The sequence below is a fragment of the Bacillus cereus group sp. BfR-BA-01310 genome (assembly GCF_022664325.1).
Taxonomy (GTDB): Bacteria; Bacillota; Bacilli; order Bacillales; family Bacillaceae_G; genus Bacillus_A; species Bacillus_A paramycoides.
The window spans coordinates 475,867-491,523 of sequence record NZ_JAKUHD010000001.1; the positions used below are offsets into that span (position 1 = coordinate 475,867).

The following is a 15,657-nucleotide window of genomic DNA, read 5'->3' on the forward strand; positions in this document are numbered from 1 at the left end:
GTATTATTTGCAACAAAAAAAGAGCTGCTTTCGCACAGCTCTTTTTCTTTATTTTAATGCTCTAATTCAATGAGTAAATCTCCCGTTTGAATTGCATCACCATCATTTACATATACTTTCTTCACTTTACCATTGAATGGTGCTTGAACCGTCGTTTCCATTTTCATTGCTTCTGTAATTGCCATAGAATCGCCTTTTTTCACTTCATCGCCTTCTTTTACAACTACTTTAACAACAGTTCCTGGCATCGTTGCGCTAATGTGATTGGGATTTTCACGGTTTCCTTTCACACGTTGGGCAACTGTTGCTTTCACACTTTCATCTTTCACAACAATCTCACGTGGTTGACCGTTAAATTCCAAGTAAAGAATACGATTTCCATCTGGCTGTGGCTCTCCAATTGATACTAGTTTAACCATCAATGTTTTACCTTGTTCGATTTCCACATCAATTTCTTCACCAAGTCTCATACCATAGAAGAATGTCGGTGTATCAAGCACAGATACGTTTCCATAAAGTTCGGCAACTTTTTCGTAGTCCATAAATACTTTCGGATACAATGCATATGCGACTACATCAAAAATCGTTACTTCTCGCCCAAGTTTATGGTATAACTCTTCTTTTAAAGCGTCGAAATCTACTGGCTCTAATAATTCACCTGGTCTTACTGTTAATGGCTCTTTCCCTTTTAAAATAATTTTTTGTAATTCTTTCGGGAAACCACCATATGGTTGACCTAAATCTCCAGAGAACATTTCAACAACAGATCCCGGGAAGTCCATAGAATGTCCACGCTCTAAAATATCTTGTTCTGTCAGATGATTTTGAACCATAAATAATGCCATATCACCAACAACTTTAGATGACGGTGTTACTTTTACAATATCTCCAAACATGTCATTAACACGACGGTACATTACTTTAACTTCATCAAAACGATCTCCTAAACCAACTGCCTTCGCTTGTTGTTGAAGATTACTATACTGTCCACCTGGCATTTCGTGCATATACACCTCTGTGTGAGGAGCGTTCATACCACTTTCAAATGACGCATAGTATTTACGTACATCTTCCCAATAATGAGATAGTTTTTCTAATGAGTCTATATTAACATCTGGTTGTCTTTCATTTCCACCTAACGCATAGTATAGAGTATTCGCACTCGGCTGTGACGTTTGACCAGCCATAGAACTCACCGCTACATCAACAATGTCAACGCCTGCTTCAATCGCTTTCGTATACGTTAAAATACCATTTCCGCTAGTATCGTGTGTATGCAAATGAATTGGAATCGACACCGTCTCTTTTAATGCTGAAACTAAATCATATGCTGCATTCGGCTTTAATAAGCCCGCCATATCTTTAATTCCTAAAATGTGAGCTCCTGATGCTTCCAGCTCTTTCGCTAAGTTTTTATAATAATTTAAATCATATTTGCTGCGTAATGGATCGTGAATGTCTCCTGTGTAACACATTGTCGCTTCTGCAATTTTACCAGTATCTCGTACAGCATCAATTGCAACTCTCATACCTTCTACCCAGTTTAAGCTATCAAAAATACGGAACACATCAATTCCAGCTTGAGCGGAACATTCTACAAATTTTTGAATTAAATTATCTGGATAGTTTTTGTATCCAACTGCGTTTGAAGAACGAAGTAACATTTGGAATAAAACGTTCGGCATTTTTTCACGAAGATCTAGTAATCGTTCCCATGGATCTTCTTTTAAGAAACGATACGCAACATCAAACGTTGCACCGCCCCACATTTCTGCGGAGAATAAGTTTGGCAACATTCTCGCTGTTGGCTCTGCGATTTGATGTAAATCTTTTGTACGAATACGCGTTGCAAGTAAAGATTGATGTGCATCACGGAATGTTGTATCCGTTAAAAGCACACGTTTTTGATCTTGAACCCACTTTACTAATCCATCCGCCCCGCGCTCATCTAAAATTTGTTTCGTTCCGTTTTGAATTGGTTCTGAGTGTTTTACACTTGGTATACGAGCATCCGGGAAAATTGGCTTCTCTTTTTTCCCTACTCCTGGGAAGCCATTTACTGTTACTGTACCAATGTAATTTAACATTTTTGTTCCGCGGTCTTTACGTTTTGGGAACAAGAACAGTTCAGGTGACGCGTCAATAAACGAAGTATCATATTCTCCTGATAAGAAGTTTTTATGTTTTACTACATTCTCTAAGAATGGAATATTTGTTTTAATACCACGAATACGGAATTCTTTTAAGTTACGTTCCATTTTTGCAGCAGCTTGTTCAAAAGTAAGCGCCCAAGTTGTAACTTTTACAAGTAAAGAATCATAGTACGGTGTAATAACTGCACCTTGGAAACTATTACCTGTATCAAGACGAACACCAAAACCACCGCCTGATCGATATGCCATAATCTTCCCTGTATCAGGCATAAAGTTATTAAGCGGGTCTTCTGTCGTTACACGAGATTGAATGGCATAACCATGTACAATAATCTCATCTTGTTTCGGCACACTTACAATCTTACTATGTAAAGCATGTCCATCTGCAATTAAAATTTGTGATTGAACAATATCAATTCCTGTAATCATTTCTGTAATTGTATGTTCTACTTGAACACGTGGATTTACTTCAATAAAGTAAAACTCATCACCTTTTACTAGGAATTCAACTGTTCCAGCATTTAAATAATTTACATTTTTCGTTAACTTTACTGCAGCATCACAAATTCGCTGACGCAAATCATCTGAAAGCGACACGCTCGGTGCAATTTCAACTACTTTTTGATGACGTCGTTGTACAGAGCAATCACGCTCATATAAATGCACAACATTACCTTCTTCATCTGCCAAAATTTGTACTTCTATATGTTTAGGTTTTTCAACGAATTTTTCAACGTAAACTTCATCATTACCAAAAGCTGCTTTTGCTTCTGATTTCGCACGATTATACGATTCTCTTAATTCTTCACTAGTGCGCACGATACGCATACCACGACCACCGCCACCAAGCGATGCTTTAATAATAATCGGGTAATCATACTTTTCAGCAAATTCTGCGACTTCTTCTAATGAATTTACTGGACCATCACTACCAGGAATAATTGGAATTTGTGCTAGCTGCGCTTGTGTTCTTGCTTTAACTTTATCTCCAAACATATCCAAATGCTTACTTTTTGGACCGATAAAGATAATCCCTTCTTCTTCACAACGTTTTGCGAATTGAATATTTTCTGACAAGAAACCATATCCAGGGTGGATTGCATCTACATGATTACTTTTCGCAATCTCAATAATGCCTTCAATATCTAGATAAGCATCAATTGGCTTTTTCCCTTCCCCAACTAAATAGGACTCATCGGCTTTATAGCGATGATAAGAACCACTATCCTCTTTCGAATAGATTGCAACTGTGTTTAATCCAAGTTCTGAACATGCTCGAAATACACGAATTGCAATCTCTCCACGGTTAGCTACCAATACTTTTTGAATACGTTGCAGCTTTGTCATGATTTTCCCCCTCTACTTTCCTACCACTCTAGAGATAAAATACATACACACTCTAAAGAGCGTGAAGTTCTTCACTTTCCACATTATATTATACTTAGAAAGCTTCACTTTATTTTTATTCATCATACCTTATTTTTCAACAAATGATAAGTTTTCTGATCAATTTGTTTCACAAAAATAGTATAGCATACCTCTCCCTTTTCTAACAACCTTATTGTATATCACATTAATTTAAATGTGATATATTTTTAACCTTAACAATAAAATAGTATATCACATTAAAAGTGAACAAAGTAAAAAGCACACTGAGCTTTACAGCCTCGTGTGCTTTTTATTTTACAACAACAAGATGTGGTCCACCTTGTTCTCTTTCTTTAGTCATTTCGTTTTGTTGCTTCTCTTGTCGTTTTACATGACTAGCAATATTCAATAGTATACCCATTGCAAGTAGATTTGCTAATAAGGAACTACCGCCATAACTTATAAATGGCAAAGGCACACCTGTAAGTGGTATTAATCCAGACATGCCACCTACGTTAACAAACGTTTGAATCCCAAATAAACTAGCAATACCAATTGCTATTAAGCTTCCAAATGGATCTTTACACTTTTGAGCAATCCTGAATGAACGAATGATAATAAGTAGCAAACAAATTAAAATAACAGCCACACCAATAAAACCAAGCTCTTCAGATATAATTGCCATAATAAAATCCGTTTGCGGTTCTGGTAAGTATCCATATTTTTGTACACTGTTTCCTAGTCCTCGACCGTTTAGTCCTCCTGAAGCAATTCCAATAAAAGAATTTATTAGCTGGAATCCATCATTTTGAGGATCATTAAATGGATCAAGAAAGACTGAAAAGCGAGCTTTTTGGTACGCACTTAACTTAAAGTTAGCTAGCAAATAAAGAGATGGAACCCATATTATAGAAGTTAAAACAATTCGTTTTATCCACAAATTGATCCGCACTCCCGAGCAAAGAAACATAATTCCAACTGTTCCCCCAATTAACAAATCGGTACCTAAATCATTTTGCTTTAAAATTAAAAGCATTGCCAATCCAACAAAAGCAAGCGTAACTCCCGATCCTTTAAAAACAGGCGTATCTGTCTCTTGTCTTCTTGCAAAAAAACGAGCTAAAATAATAATAATCGATATTTTAACAAATTCAGCGGGCTGTATACCTAATATCCACCCTTTTGCACCATTTATTTCCTGACCGAAAGCCAATGCTGCTGCTAATAAACCAAGACTACCTATTCCCATTGCCAATAAAACTATTCGCTTTCTCCAAAGTTTATAAGGAATAGAAATGATGATCGCTAACATTATTGTTCCAACAGCCAGAGCTACTAATTGCCTTTTAAAAAAGTAATTTGCCGGCCAATTATGCCTCGAAATCGCAACAATGGAACTAGAACTATATACCATTATTACTCCTAGCACACATAAAATAATAAGAGGAAGTAATAATGAATAATCCATTGACTTCCATACTTTTTTCATTCCATTTCCTCTTTCTGTTTCAATTTAATTATTGTTGTATTCCATATGTATATAGATTCTTCCTGCTTTATTATACAAATAAAAAGCCCAAACTATTTCAGTTTGAGCCCCCTTATTTGAACCCGTTATTGTTGTTTGTTTGTAAATGCTTCATGAAGTGCAGATAACTCACGTTCGAGCTCTCCTAACATTGCTTTCCCTTGTTCTTCTGCAATAAGACCAAGACGAACCGCAAAATCGACCTCGCGGGATAGTCCAAACATTTGTGTGTCTAACACTTCTTCATATAATGGACATTGCGGCATTGTAAGATTGTCCATTTGTACCTTAATAAGTCTTAAAATCTTATCCGCATCCGTTTGTAGAAGGGCAAGTGCCTTTTCCTGATGATTTGATACTGTCTCAGACGCCAAATTGATTCCCTCCATTTCCGTCCTACTCTATCCTATCTATTAATATTAGCGATAGTTTTAATAAATTGCAATAGAAACATTTTTTGTGACAACAGTGTCTAATACTATTATACTGAAAAGTGGGAGTATAACACAAATGGGGGAACAACAATGAGCGAAATTTTATTTATTAATGGAAAAGTTCGTTTTCCGATCACTATCGATCCAACTGTTTGGATTTTTGATGACCGGAAAGTAGATTTAACAACTTACTTTGATGAAACTAGAGAAGAAATATCCGAATTAGAAACATACTTAAAGCATACTTCAGAACATTGGGATCGTGAAATCCGTGATGGTGCTGCCTTCCCACCAATCCAAAAAAGTGTAAAGAAATATAAAAAAGAACAGCTTATTACCGGTACATTCGGTATACCATTTCATCCATTTCTTACGAACGCTGAACTTTCAGACGATGCTACTCAAGTCGTAATTGAAACAGTAGACAATACAGTTACACTTCCATTAGAAACAGTCGAAAAAGCTATTCTTGGTTTTTCAAAAGAAGGAAAACCGTTAAGAATAGACGGACCTGTTCATCTATATTTCCATGATGGATCTAATAGACAAAATCCAATCCGTAACATCCGTAAATTTACAATTATTTAATTGTATAGTTAAAAGGTAAAAAGGAGTGAGCTTATGCCCACTCCTTTTTATAATAAATCCGCTGCTAGTTGAGCTAAATTAGAACGCTCTCCTTTAACAAACTTTACATGACCACTAATACGCTGCTCTTTAAACTTCTCTACAACATACGTTAAACCATTATTATATTCATCTAAATATGGGTGATCAATTTGCTGAGGATCTCCCATTAATACAATCTTACTTTTTTCCCCTACCCTTGTTAATATCGTCTTTACTTCATGCTTCGTTAAATTTTGTGCCTCGTCAATTATAATGAACTGATCTGGAATACTTCTCCCGCGTATATAAGTAAGCGCTTCTACTTCAATCGAACCCATCCCAGCTAAAATAGCATCTAGCTCTCCAGGCTTTTTCGTATTAAATAAATACTCTAGATTATCAAAAATCGGCTGCATCCACGGTCTTAACTTTTCTTCTTTTTCTCCTGGTAAATAACCTATATCTTTTCCTACCGGAACAATTGGTCTCGCAACAAGTAGTTTTTTATATAACCCTAGATCTTCCGTTTGCATCAGTCCCGAAGCTAATGCAAGTAACGTTTTTCCTGTACCTGCTTTCCCTGTTAACGTTACAAGTGGAATATCTTCCCGAAGTAACAATTCTAATCCCATAATTTGCTGTACGTTTCGCGGACGTATCCCCCACACTTGCTCATTGTGAAAAATAAGTTTCTTTACCTTCTTACCTAAATGATCGACAATCCCTAGTGCTGAGCTAGAGCCACCTAGCGCATCTTTCATTACAACAAATTGATTTGGATAAAAAGGATGGTTTGCAATTTCAGATAAAGGTAGTTCACCTTTTTCATAAAAATAATCTAATTGTTCTTTTGATATATACCCTTCTAAAAATCCTGAATATATATTTTCCACTTCAATTACTCGATCACTTAAATAATCTTCAGCCTGCAATCCGATTGCATCGGCTTTTACCCTTACGAGTACATCTTTACTTACTAAAATAACTGATTTCCCATCCTCTTTTTCTTGTTCTTCTAAAGAGAGGTTTTTCGCTACAGCTAAAATTCGATTATCATTTGTTTTTTCTACAAAGATATCTTGCAGTTGAACAAATGAGCGATGATTTAATTCAATACGAAATGTACCGCCGTTTTCTAGCGGAATACTTTCATGCAGCTTTCCTATTTCACGAAATTTGTCTATTAACTTAGATACATAGCGAGCATTTCGTCCTACTTCATCCATATAACGTTTTTTCGAATCAACCTCTTCTAATACAACTGCTGGAATCACTACTTCATTTGTTTCAAATGAAAAAATAGATAAAGGATCCTGCAAAAGTACATTCGTATCTAACACATAAATTTTATCCAACCTGTTACCCCCTGACTCCACTTTTAAATTTGTAGAACAAGGGTTTCATCCATAAAGTATGGACGAACCATTGTTATAATTATATGTACCGTATAAACGAGGTAGAATCGAAATTCATAGAAATTAAACCTTTTCTTTATTTTTTATTCATTTCTATTCAATATATTACTTTTAATTATAATTTTTCACATTAAATCACAATACTCAATTACAAAAGTTAATGAACTAATTTCCTATTAATCCCATTTATAATTCTTTCATGCCTACTAACACTTGATTATCAAGCTTTTTCGCAGCTCGAAGATCATATGTTTTTTCATATGCTGGTTCTGTAGCAAGTTTCGCTCCATAAAACATAACATCACGAACTTCTTGCACATTTACTTCTATTACAGTTAATTTTAGGGGAATCCCTTCCATTCTATCTGTTAAAATTTCACCTTCACCACTTATGGAAAATACGGATTCATTCGCCATTATAGTCAAAACCACTCCTGCATTATGCCGCATATTTTCCACAATACGTGAGCGTTGATCTACCGCAAATCGAATACTAGTTTCACTCACTGCATATACCCAAGAAATAGCACTTACGTTAGGCATTTGTTTTTCGAAATCTGTCGTTGCTATCATAACGATACACTCTTTACGTAACGATTGCACTAAATCATCTGTCAATGTAGGCTCTACTACATTCGCCATATTTCCACCTCCAAATATTCTTTCTATATCCTTATCATAACTTATTTTTCGAATTGCGAAAATATTATTTTTTCCGGCTATTATTCAAAAACATTATGCTTCCATGATATACTTATACTGATAGAATTCGTATTGAGGTGACGAAATGAGAGTCAAATGTATGATTTGTGATAAAAAAGATATGTTAGATGACGAAAATCCTATGGCAAAAAAACTGCGTAATCGCCCTATTCATACATATATGTGCATGGAATGTACGGAACGAATTGCAGATCGTACTATGGAGCGCCATGCAAGTGGTAATTTCCGATTGTATCGTGATAAAAAAGTAGAAGACGATTGGTAAATCGTAAATAAGTCCTTAATCATATAGATAAGGACTTATTTGTATTTTTCTGGTTCACGATTCATCTGATCCAAAAAACAATCAATTGCTTCTACTGGAAATCTTGCACACCTCATTTCCCCATCAATTTCATAAGTAATCAAATACATTTCCTCGTTCTTTTCAACTTCTACATTTCTTAATTTATGCTCTTCATATATCATATTTTGAAATAATAAATACGTTTCTTGTGCGGCATTATCATCTGGACGTGCTTCCGCAACCGTTTTAATTGTTAACCAATTATATAGTGTATCTTGTACTGAGCGCATGGAAGTCCCCCTTTTCACCCTGCTTTTTGTTGTCTAGCTTGACGTAAACGCAGTCTATAAATTCCAAGTACAATTGCCGCTACAACGAGCCCTTCTCCAACAGGTAAAAAAACTGCAAAGAAAGTTAATACCGTGCATCCAATTGCTAAAGATGTATATATCACTATATTTTTCAGTACCGATAGTTTCCTTGCGAATCCTAAATTATATACAAGTGCACTTAATATAATAATTGTTCCATAAAGCAACCACATCCCTAGTTCTGGATTTTCATCGACTTTGCACAATTTCGCGAAAAATGACATTCTTTCTAGCACTACCTTTCACCCCTTCTCATGAAAACAAATTCTCTTTATGTACTTAATACTAGATTAACCCGCAAAAAAATTACTGTCTACAAAAAGAGTAAATATTCTAAAAAAATAAAATAAAAAAAACAGCTACCTTTATAAAAGGTAGCTGTTCTATAATTTTACGCTTCAACAGATTTCTTTTTCTTAGCAGCTCTTTCGCGCTCGCTCTTATCAAGAATCTTTTTACGTAAACGAATTGATTCTGGAGTTACTTCACAGAACTCGTCATCGTTTAAGTACTCTAATGACTCTTCTAAAGTCATTAAGCGTGGTTTTTTCATTGTTGAAGTTTGATCTTTTGTCGCAGAACGAATGTTAGTTTGTTGTTTCATTTTTACAACGTTAACTGTTAAATCATTCTCACGTGTATGTTCTCCAACGATCATACCAGCATATACTTCTGTACCTGGTTCAACGAAGATTACACCGCGATCTTCAACTTGCATAATACCGTATTGTGATGCTTTTCCTGCTTCAAGTGAAACTAGAACACCTTGGCGACGTCCACCAACTTGTCCAGCATGTACTGGTTGGTAGCAATCAAATGTGTGGTTTAAAATACCGTAACCACGAGTTAATGTTAGGAATTCTGTTGTGTAACCAATTAAACCACGTGCTGGAACCATGAAAGTAAGGCGAACTTGACCGTTTCCGTTATTCACCATATCTAACATTTCACCTTTACGTGCACCCATTGATTCCATAATAGAACCAGTGTATTCTTCAGGCACATCGATTTGTACGCGCTCTACAGGCTCACTTCTTACGCCATCGACATCTTTAATAATTACTTCAGGCTTAGATACTTGTAGTTCATAACCTTCACGACGCATGTTTTCAATTAAGATAGATAAATGTAATTCTCCGCGTCCAGATACGATCCATGCATCAGGAGAATCTGTATTATCTACACGTAAACTTACATCTGTTTCTAATTGTGAACGAAGACGCTCTTCAATTTTACGAGATGTAATGAATTTACCTTCACGACCTGCAAATGGGCTGTTATTTACAAGGAATGTCATTTGTAGTGTTGGCTCATCAATACGTAATAATGGTAAAGCCTCTTCATGCTCAACCGGACATACCGTTTCACCTACGTTAATGTCTTCCATACCTGAAACAGCTACTAAATCTCCAGCTTTTGCTTCTTCAATTTCTTGACGTTTTAATCCAATGTAACCAAATAATTTAGTTACACGGAATTGTTTTACACTTCCGTCAACCTTCATTAATGCAACTTGTTGTCCTACTTTCATTGTACCACGGAATACGCGTCCAACCCCGATACGACCAACATAGTCATTGTAATCAAGAAGTGCTACTTGGAATTGAAGTGGCTCTTCGCTGTTATCAACTGGTGCTGGAATATGTTCAATGATTGTGTCAAACAATGATTTCATATTCTCTTCTTGATTTGCTGGATTTGAATCTAAGCTTGCTGTTCCGTTCATTGCTGATGCAAATACAACCGGGAACTCTAATTGATCTTCGTTTGCACCAAGTTCGATGAATAAGTCAACTACTTCATCAACTACTTCATCAGGGCGAGCGAAGTCACGGTCAATTTTGTTTACAACAACGATTGGCGTTAAGTTTTGCTCAAGAGCTTTCTTTAAAACAAATCGTGTTTGTGGCATACAACCTTCATATGCATCAACAACAAGTAGAACACCATCAACCATTTTCATGATACGTTCTACTTCTCCACCGAAGTCAGCGTGACCAGGTGTATCTAAAATGTTAATTCTTTTATCTTCATAGTGAATCGCAGTATTCTTCGCTAAAATTGTAATACCACGTTCTCTTTCTAGATCATTTGAGTCCATTGCGCGTTCTTCAATGTGTTCATTCGCACGGAACGTCCCCGCTTGACGTAATAACTGGTCAACAAGTGTTGTTTTACCATGGTCAACGTGGGCAATAATTGCTATATTTCGTAAATCTTGTCGTTTTTTCAACATGTCCAACTCCTAATGTCTTTTTAATCCTTCTCTATTATAAGAGCGAAGGGGATACAATGGCAATCAAAATAAAATCAAGAATGAAAATATAGTTGTATTCTTACTTTTGTGAAAGTAAAATGAGATTGGAGGGTGAAGAAATGGAACACATTCAATATCGCTTTTTATTAACAGCAATTATCGGTGTTATCTTCTTAATTGGTATCGGAATTATGATTGCTGAAAATAGTCCCATCGGCATTATTATTTGCATTATCGGCACATTTGTTACAGTTGGATACGGTTTTGTAACAAAAAGAAAAATGCGTAAATCGCAATAACATTAAAAAGTAAGAAGCTCCTTTATGCCTCTTACTTTTTTTGTTACTGAGATACAAATGGGAATAATTCTTCGTATACCCCTGGTTTTGCAACTAACACACTGCTTTTCTCTACAATGGAAAGAGGCGTTCCTAAAAACGTTGTCACTTTACCGCCAACTTCTTCTACAATAATCTGTCCCCCGCCAAAATCCCATGGCGATAAGCGCGGTGTTACATATGCATCTAATCTTCCCGTTGCAACATATACCATTTCTAACGCAGCACAACCATATGACCTCGTACCTCTCGCCTTCTTAACGAGCATCATCATTTTTTCCATATTAAGCAATGGATTATCAGTAAGCCATATCGCATTCAGAGCTATAATTCCATGCTCTACTGTTCCTTTTTCCAGCGGAGGAATAGATAAATCATTACAAAAAGCGCCATTTCCCTTTACCGCATGATACAATTCGTCATGAACTGGATCATAAATAAGACCAATCTTTCCGATACCGTTCTCATAAATCCCGATTGAGATTGCGAAATTCCTTTTTTGATGAACAAAGTTCATCGTGCCGTCAATTGGATCAATTAACCAAACAACCCCGTTAGAAGAAGTAATCTCATCTCCGTAGCCTTCTTCCCCTAAAATATAATGAGTTGGGAATGTTTCTTTAATTCTCCCAATTAAAAACTGCTCCGTTTCTCGGTCCATGTTTGTTACTAGATCAGCTGCATTTGATTTTGTTTCTATAATAGGTGCTTTTTCCAGCGACGCCATTAAACGTTCTCCCGCTTCTCGAATCCACTGTTTCGCGTGTGTATCGATGTCTTTCCATACTTCTTGCATGTTTAAACACTCCGATCTATACTGTTCACAGAAAAAACGAACCCTTTATAAGGTTCGCACCAACTAATTATTTATACATATACTATTATTACGCTTCTAAACGGATCATTTCAAGTCTTAACACTTCTAATTTTTGTACGCACTCTTCTTTTTTCTGTTTGTCGTTCTCCATCATCGCATCATATAAAGTTGCTAATTCATAATCTAGCTCCAAACGTAGCACCGGAATTCTTTTTTCAGCATCTGTTCTCTTTAACGCATTAATCACCTGTCTCATTTTTTTGCCTCCTCCCAATATTCGTCTGCCCTCGGACTAGAATTGATTCAATTTTCTGATTTTTTGTTTTATACTATACTATGTTGGATAAATCATCTATGCAACAAAATTATATTTTTTTATTTAAATTTTTTTGTGCTGTTTTTTTTATGAATAGTACAAGCTATGCTAAAATTAAAACAAAATAGGAGTTGGAGGAACAATCATGACACTACAAACATTCACATCAACTGATTTTGAAGTCTTTACTGTTGATGGTCTTGAAGAACGAATGAGCGCAATTAAAACGAATATTCATCCTAAGCTAGAAGCTTTAGGGGAACAGTTTGCAGAATATTTATCACAACAAACTGATGAAAATTTTTTCTACCATGTAGCAAAACATGCACGCCGCAAAGTCAATCCACCAAACGATACTTGGGTTGCTTTTTCAACAAATAAACGTGGATATAAAATGTTACCACACTTTCAAATTGGTTTATGGGGTACTCATGCCTTCATATACTTTGGTTTAATCTATGAGTGTCCACAAAAAGTGGAGACGGCTCACGCCTTCCTAGAACATTTAAATGATTTAAAAACAAATATTCCAAATGACTTCGTTTGGTCCATTGACCATACTAAACCAGGTGTAAAATTACATGAAACGCTTGAAACGGAAGACTTACAAAAGATGATTGAACGTTTAGCTACTGTGAAAAAAGCAGAATTATTAGTCGGTATTCATATATCACCAGAGGAGTTTTCAGCAATGACCAACGAACAATTCCTTGCTAAGATTGAATCTACGATGCAATCACTCCTTCCTTTATATGCACTTTGTAATCGATAGCAGAAAACGGACAATTTATATTGTCCGTTTTTAGTTGTTATCACATTATAGCACTTTGTATTTTATTTTTCAAAATTTTTTTACATTTTTACAATCTTTTGTTCCGCTACTTCTTTTGCTTTTTGAATCGCACGATATATAGAATATCCACTTACTTCTTGAAATTCTTTATCTATTTTTTTCTCCGCTGCCTTCGATGGCACAATCTCTTTAAAACGACGATATAATTCCATCAAATCTTCTCTCAAAACTCCTTTTTCATATACCTTTTCAATTGCTTCATAAAACTTTACAACTGCTACCATTTCTTCATTTGACCAATCGTAATCAAGTGGATATTGATATTCCATTTTTGCACCTCATTCAGTATTCTTTCTTTTTCCATTATGCTACCTTTAAGAAAAACTTTTATTCTTCACTATAGCCACTCTGCATTATACACCATTTATTCATTTCAATGGAATTGTCTTCCTCTTTGCGGTATTTAAAATATAACTATTATACATACTCACCTTGAAAATAATTTTTTTCTATACATCTATAATTATTGGTGATATAATGCTTTTGTTTTATAGAAAATAAAGTGAGACTACCATCCCAAAAAAGGCTTTTGTGAATGGCAGAAAAACAAGTCACGTTCTAAAAGTATGTCATCTTAATTTCCTTTTAGAATGAGATGAAATCATATAAAACAAACTCTAATAAATATTACAAAGAAGAAGGGGTGTATAGATTGTCCCAATACGAAACACCATTGTTTACCGCTTTAGTTGAGCACAGTAAGCGAAATCCAATTCAATTCCATATTCCTGGTCATAAAAAAGGACAGGGCATGGATCCTACATTTCGCGAATTTATTGGGCATAATGCATTAGCAATTGATTTAATTAATATTGCGCCGCTCGATGATTTACATCATCCAAAGGGTATGATTAAAGAAGCACAGGATTTAGCAGCCGCTGCTTTCGGTGCAGATCATACATTCTTTTCTATTCAAGGTACAAGTGGTGCAATTATGACAATGGTGATGAGCGTTTGCGGTCCTGGGGATAAAATCCTCGTGCCACGAAATGTGCATAAATCAGTAATGTCAGCTATTATTTTCTCAGGTGCAAAACCAATTTTCATGCATCCTGAGATTGATCCGAAGCTCGGTATTTCACATGGGATTACAATTCAATCTGTCAAAAAGGCTCTTGAAGAGCACTCAGATGCGAAAGGTTTACTTGTTATAAATCCAACATATTTTGGGTTTGCTGCAGACTTAGAGCAGATTGTAGAATTAGCTCATTCTTACGATATTCCTGTACTTGTTGATGAAGCTCACGGTGTTCATATCCATTTTCATGATGAACTGCCGATGTCAGCTATGCAAGCGGGTGCAGATATGGCAGCAACAAGTGTTCACAAATTAGGAGGGTCTTTAACCCAAAGCTCTATTCTTAATGTAAAAGAGGGTCTTGTTAACGTAAAACATGTTCAATCCATTATTAGCATGCTTACGACTACATCAACTTCTTACATTTTGTTAGCATCACTTGATGTTGCTAGAAAACGTCTTGCTACAGAAGGAAAAGCTCTCATAGAACAAACAATACAATTAGCTGAACATGTTCGTGATGCTATAAATGTTATTGAGCATCTTTATTGTCCTGGAAAAGAGATGCTAGGCACAGATGCTACTTTTAACTATGATCCTACAAAGATAATTGTATCTGTAAAAGATTTAGGTATTACAGGCCATCAGGCTGAAGTATGGCTTAGAGAACATTTCAACATTGAAGTCGAACTCTCTGATTTATATAATATACTTTGTCTTGTCACTTTTGGTGATACAGAAAGTGAAACAAATATACTTATTAGAGCATTACAAGATTTAGCAGCAACATTTAGAAATAGAGCGGATAAAGGTGTTCAAGTACAAGTAGAAATACCCGAAATACCTGTGCTAGCACTTTCTCCTAGAGATGCTTTTTATTCAGAAACGGAAGTCATTCCATTTGAAAACGCAGCAGGTCGTATTATAGCTGATTTTGTTATGGTTTATCCGCCAGGGATTCCAATCTTTACTCCGGGGGAAATTATTACACAAGAAAACTTAGAGTATATTCGTAAAAATTTAGAAGCTGGGTTACCTGTACAAGGCCCAGAAGATATGACATTACAAACATTACGTGTTATTAAAGAGTACAAGCCTATCAGTTGATAGGCTTTTCTTTCACCTTTTTTTCTTTTCCTCATACGATACTAAAGAATGTAACGTATAGGTG

At 35.7% G+C, this 15,657-nt stretch carries 16 protein-coding genes; 5 read left to right on the forward strand and 11 right to left on the reverse strand.

Translation table 11 applies throughout. The features are described 5' to 3' along the window. Nucleotides 1-53: 53 nt before the first annotated feature. The 3 genes from pyc to MR109_RS02375 all read right to left on the reverse strand — a co-directional run bounded on the left by pyc (nt 54) and on the right by MR109_RS02375 (nt 5,423). Nucleotides 54-3,500 carry a pyruvate carboxylase gene (pyc, locus tag MR109_RS02365; protein WP_242270835.1) on the reverse strand — a complete coding sequence of 1,149 codons (3,447 nt, stop codon included), beginning with the start codon at nt 3,498-3,500 and terminating at the stop codon, nt 54-56. A gap of 331 nt (nt 3,501-3,831) precedes the next feature. Beyond that, complete coding sequence (locus tag MR109_RS02370; protein ID WP_242270837.1) at nt 3,832-5,010, reverse strand: FtsW/RodA/SpoVE family cell cycle protein; 1,179 nt, start codon at nt 5,008-5,010, stop codon at nt 3,832-3,834. A gap of 125 nt (nt 5,011-5,135) precedes the next feature. Continuing rightward, entirely contained in the window at nt 5,136-5,423 is a 288-nt protein-coding gene (locus tag MR109_RS02375) for an Fpa/YlaN family protein (protein ID WP_242270839.1), read from the reverse strand. A 150-nt stretch (nt 5,424-5,573) separates the two neighbouring features. Here MR109_RS02375 and MR109_RS02380 point away from each other — a divergent pair, with 150 nt between their 5' ends. Then, nucleotides 5,574-6,071, forward strand: a complete 498-nt coding sequence (locus tag MR109_RS02380; protein ID WP_242270841.1) for a molybdopterin-binding protein — start codon at nt 5,574-5,576, stop codon at nt 6,069-6,071. Between the two features lie 47 nt (nt 6,072-6,118). Here MR109_RS02380 and MR109_RS02385 read toward each other — a convergent pair whose 3' ends face one another. Next, nucleotides 6,119-7,447: a PhoH family protein gene (locus MR109_RS02385; RefSeq protein ID WP_048374028.1), complete on the reverse strand. Its 1,329-nt coding sequence runs from the start codon at nt 7,445-7,447 to the stop codon at nt 6,119-6,121. Nucleotides 7,448-7,693: 246 nt separating this feature from the next. Further along, nucleotides 7,694-8,149 (reverse strand): pyridoxamine 5'-phosphate oxidase family protein, encoded by a 456-nt coding sequence (locus MR109_RS02390; protein ID WP_242270843.1) that lies wholly within the window; start codon nt 8,147-8,149, stop codon nt 7,694-7,696. A 145-nt stretch (nt 8,150-8,294) separates the two neighbouring features. Between MR109_RS02390 and MR109_RS02395 the strand changes: the two genes are divergently transcribed. After that, on the forward strand, nt 8,295-8,495 hold the full coding sequence (locus MR109_RS02395; RefSeq protein ID WP_002173197.1) for a YlaI family protein: 201 nt from the start codon (nt 8,295-8,297) through the stop codon (nt 8,493-8,495). A 35-nt stretch (nt 8,496-8,530) separates the two neighbouring features. Here the strand turns inward: MR109_RS02395 and MR109_RS02400 are convergent, their stop codons facing one another. From MR109_RS02400 to typA, 3 genes are all read right to left on the reverse strand, one after another. Beyond that, a complete protein-coding gene (locus tag MR109_RS02400) occupies nt 8,531-8,806 on the reverse strand; it encodes a hypothetical protein (RefSeq protein WP_002173198.1) in 276 nt (91 codons plus the stop codon). Nucleotides 8,807-8,820: 14 nt separating this feature from the next. Then, on the reverse strand, nt 8,821-9,123 hold the full coding sequence (locus MR109_RS02405; protein ID WP_002173199.1) for a YlaH-like family protein: 303 nt from the start codon (nt 9,121-9,123) through the stop codon (nt 8,821-8,823). A 155-nt stretch (nt 9,124-9,278) separates the two neighbouring features. Further along, nucleotides 9,279-11,123 (reverse strand): translational GTPase TypA, encoded by a 1,845-nt coding sequence (gene typA / locus MR109_RS02410; RefSeq protein ID WP_002111487.1) that lies wholly within the window; start codon nt 11,121-11,123, stop codon nt 9,279-9,281. A 140-nt stretch (nt 11,124-11,263) separates the two neighbouring features. Here typA and MR109_RS02415 point away from each other — a divergent pair, with 140 nt between their 5' ends. Then, nucleotides 11,264-11,443, forward strand: a complete 180-nt coding sequence (locus MR109_RS02415; RefSeq protein ID WP_000400127.1) for a DUF5325 family protein — start codon at nt 11,264-11,266, stop codon at nt 11,441-11,443. A 43-nt stretch (nt 11,444-11,486) separates the two neighbouring features. On the opposite strand, the gene MR109_RS02420 is transcribed toward MR109_RS02415, so the two are convergent. Next, entirely contained in the window at nt 11,487-12,278 is a 792-nt protein-coding gene (locus MR109_RS02420; RefSeq protein ID WP_242270845.1) for an inositol monophosphatase family protein, read from the reverse strand. An 88-nt stretch (nt 12,279-12,366) separates the two neighbouring features. Next, nucleotides 12,367-12,555, reverse strand: coding sequence for a hypothetical protein (locus MR109_RS02425; protein ID WP_001250168.1), 189 nt, complete (start codon nt 12,553-12,555; stop codon nt 12,367-12,369). A gap of 205 nt (nt 12,556-12,760) precedes the next feature. Here MR109_RS02425 and MR109_RS02430 point away from each other — a divergent pair, with 205 nt between their 5' ends. Next, entirely contained in the window at nt 12,761-13,387 is a 627-nt protein-coding gene (locus MR109_RS02430) for a YktB family protein (protein WP_002173202.1), read from the forward strand. Between the two features lie 80 nt (nt 13,388-13,467). On the opposite strand, the gene MR109_RS02435 is transcribed toward MR109_RS02430, so the two are convergent. Next, the gene (locus MR109_RS02435) at nt 13,468-13,737 is read right to left on the reverse strand and encodes a UPF0223 family protein (protein ID WP_025147747.1); all 270 of its coding nucleotides are present in this window, start codon (nt 13,735-13,737) and stop codon (nt 13,468-13,470) included. A gap of 383 nt (nt 13,738-14,120) precedes the next feature. On the opposite strand from MR109_RS02435, the gene speA reads away from it, so the two are divergent. Further along, entirely contained in the window at nt 14,121-15,593 is a 1,473-nt protein-coding gene (gene speA, locus MR109_RS02440) for an arginine decarboxylase (RefSeq protein ID WP_025147746.1), read from the forward strand. Nucleotides 15,594-15,657: the final 64 nt, after the last annotated feature.

Bases quoted from the DNA above. Each gene is read 5' to 3' on its own strand.
- pyc (WP_242270835.1), bottom strand. From the start codon at position 3,500: ATGACAAAGCTGCAACGTATTCAAAAAGTATTGGTAGCTAACCGTGGA.
- MR109_RS02370 (WP_242270837.1), bottom strand. From the start codon at position 5,010: ATGAAAAAAGTATGGAAGTCAATGGATTATTCATTATTACTTCCTCTT.
- MR109_RS02380 (WP_242270841.1), top strand. From the start codon at position 5,574: ATGAGCGAAATTTTATTTATTAATGGAAAAGTTCGTTTTCCGATCACT.
- MR109_RS02390 (WP_242270843.1), bottom strand. From the start codon at position 8,149: ATGGCGAATGTAGTAGAGCCTACATTGACAGATGATTTAGTGCAATCG.
- MR109_RS02395 (WP_002173197.1), top strand. From the start codon at position 8,295: ATGAGAGTCAAATGTATGATTTGTGATAAAAAAGATATGTTAGATGAC.
- MR109_RS02400 (WP_002173198.1), bottom strand. From the start codon at position 8,806: ATGCGCTCAGTACAAGATACACTATATAATTGGTTAACAATTAAAACG.
- typA (WP_002111487.1), bottom strand. From the start codon at position 11,123: ATGTTGAAAAAACGACAAGATTTACGAAATATAGCAATTATTGCCCAC.
- MR109_RS02415 (WP_000400127.1), top strand. From the start codon at position 11,264: ATGGAACACATTCAATATCGCTTTTTATTAACAGCAATTATCGGTGTT.
- MR109_RS02420 (WP_242270845.1), bottom strand. From the start codon at position 12,278: ATGCAAGAAGTATGGAAAGACATCGATACACACGCGAAACAGTGGATT.
- MR109_RS02425 (WP_001250168.1), bottom strand. From the start codon at position 12,555: ATGAGACAGGTGATTAATGCGTTAAAGAGAACAGATGCTGAAAAAAGA.
- MR109_RS02430 (WP_002173202.1), top strand. From the start codon at position 12,761: ATGACACTACAAACATTCACATCAACTGATTTTGAAGTCTTTACTGTT.
- MR109_RS02435 (WP_025147747.1), bottom strand. From the start codon at position 13,737: ATGGAATATCAATATCCACTTGATTACGATTGGTCAAATGAAGAAATG.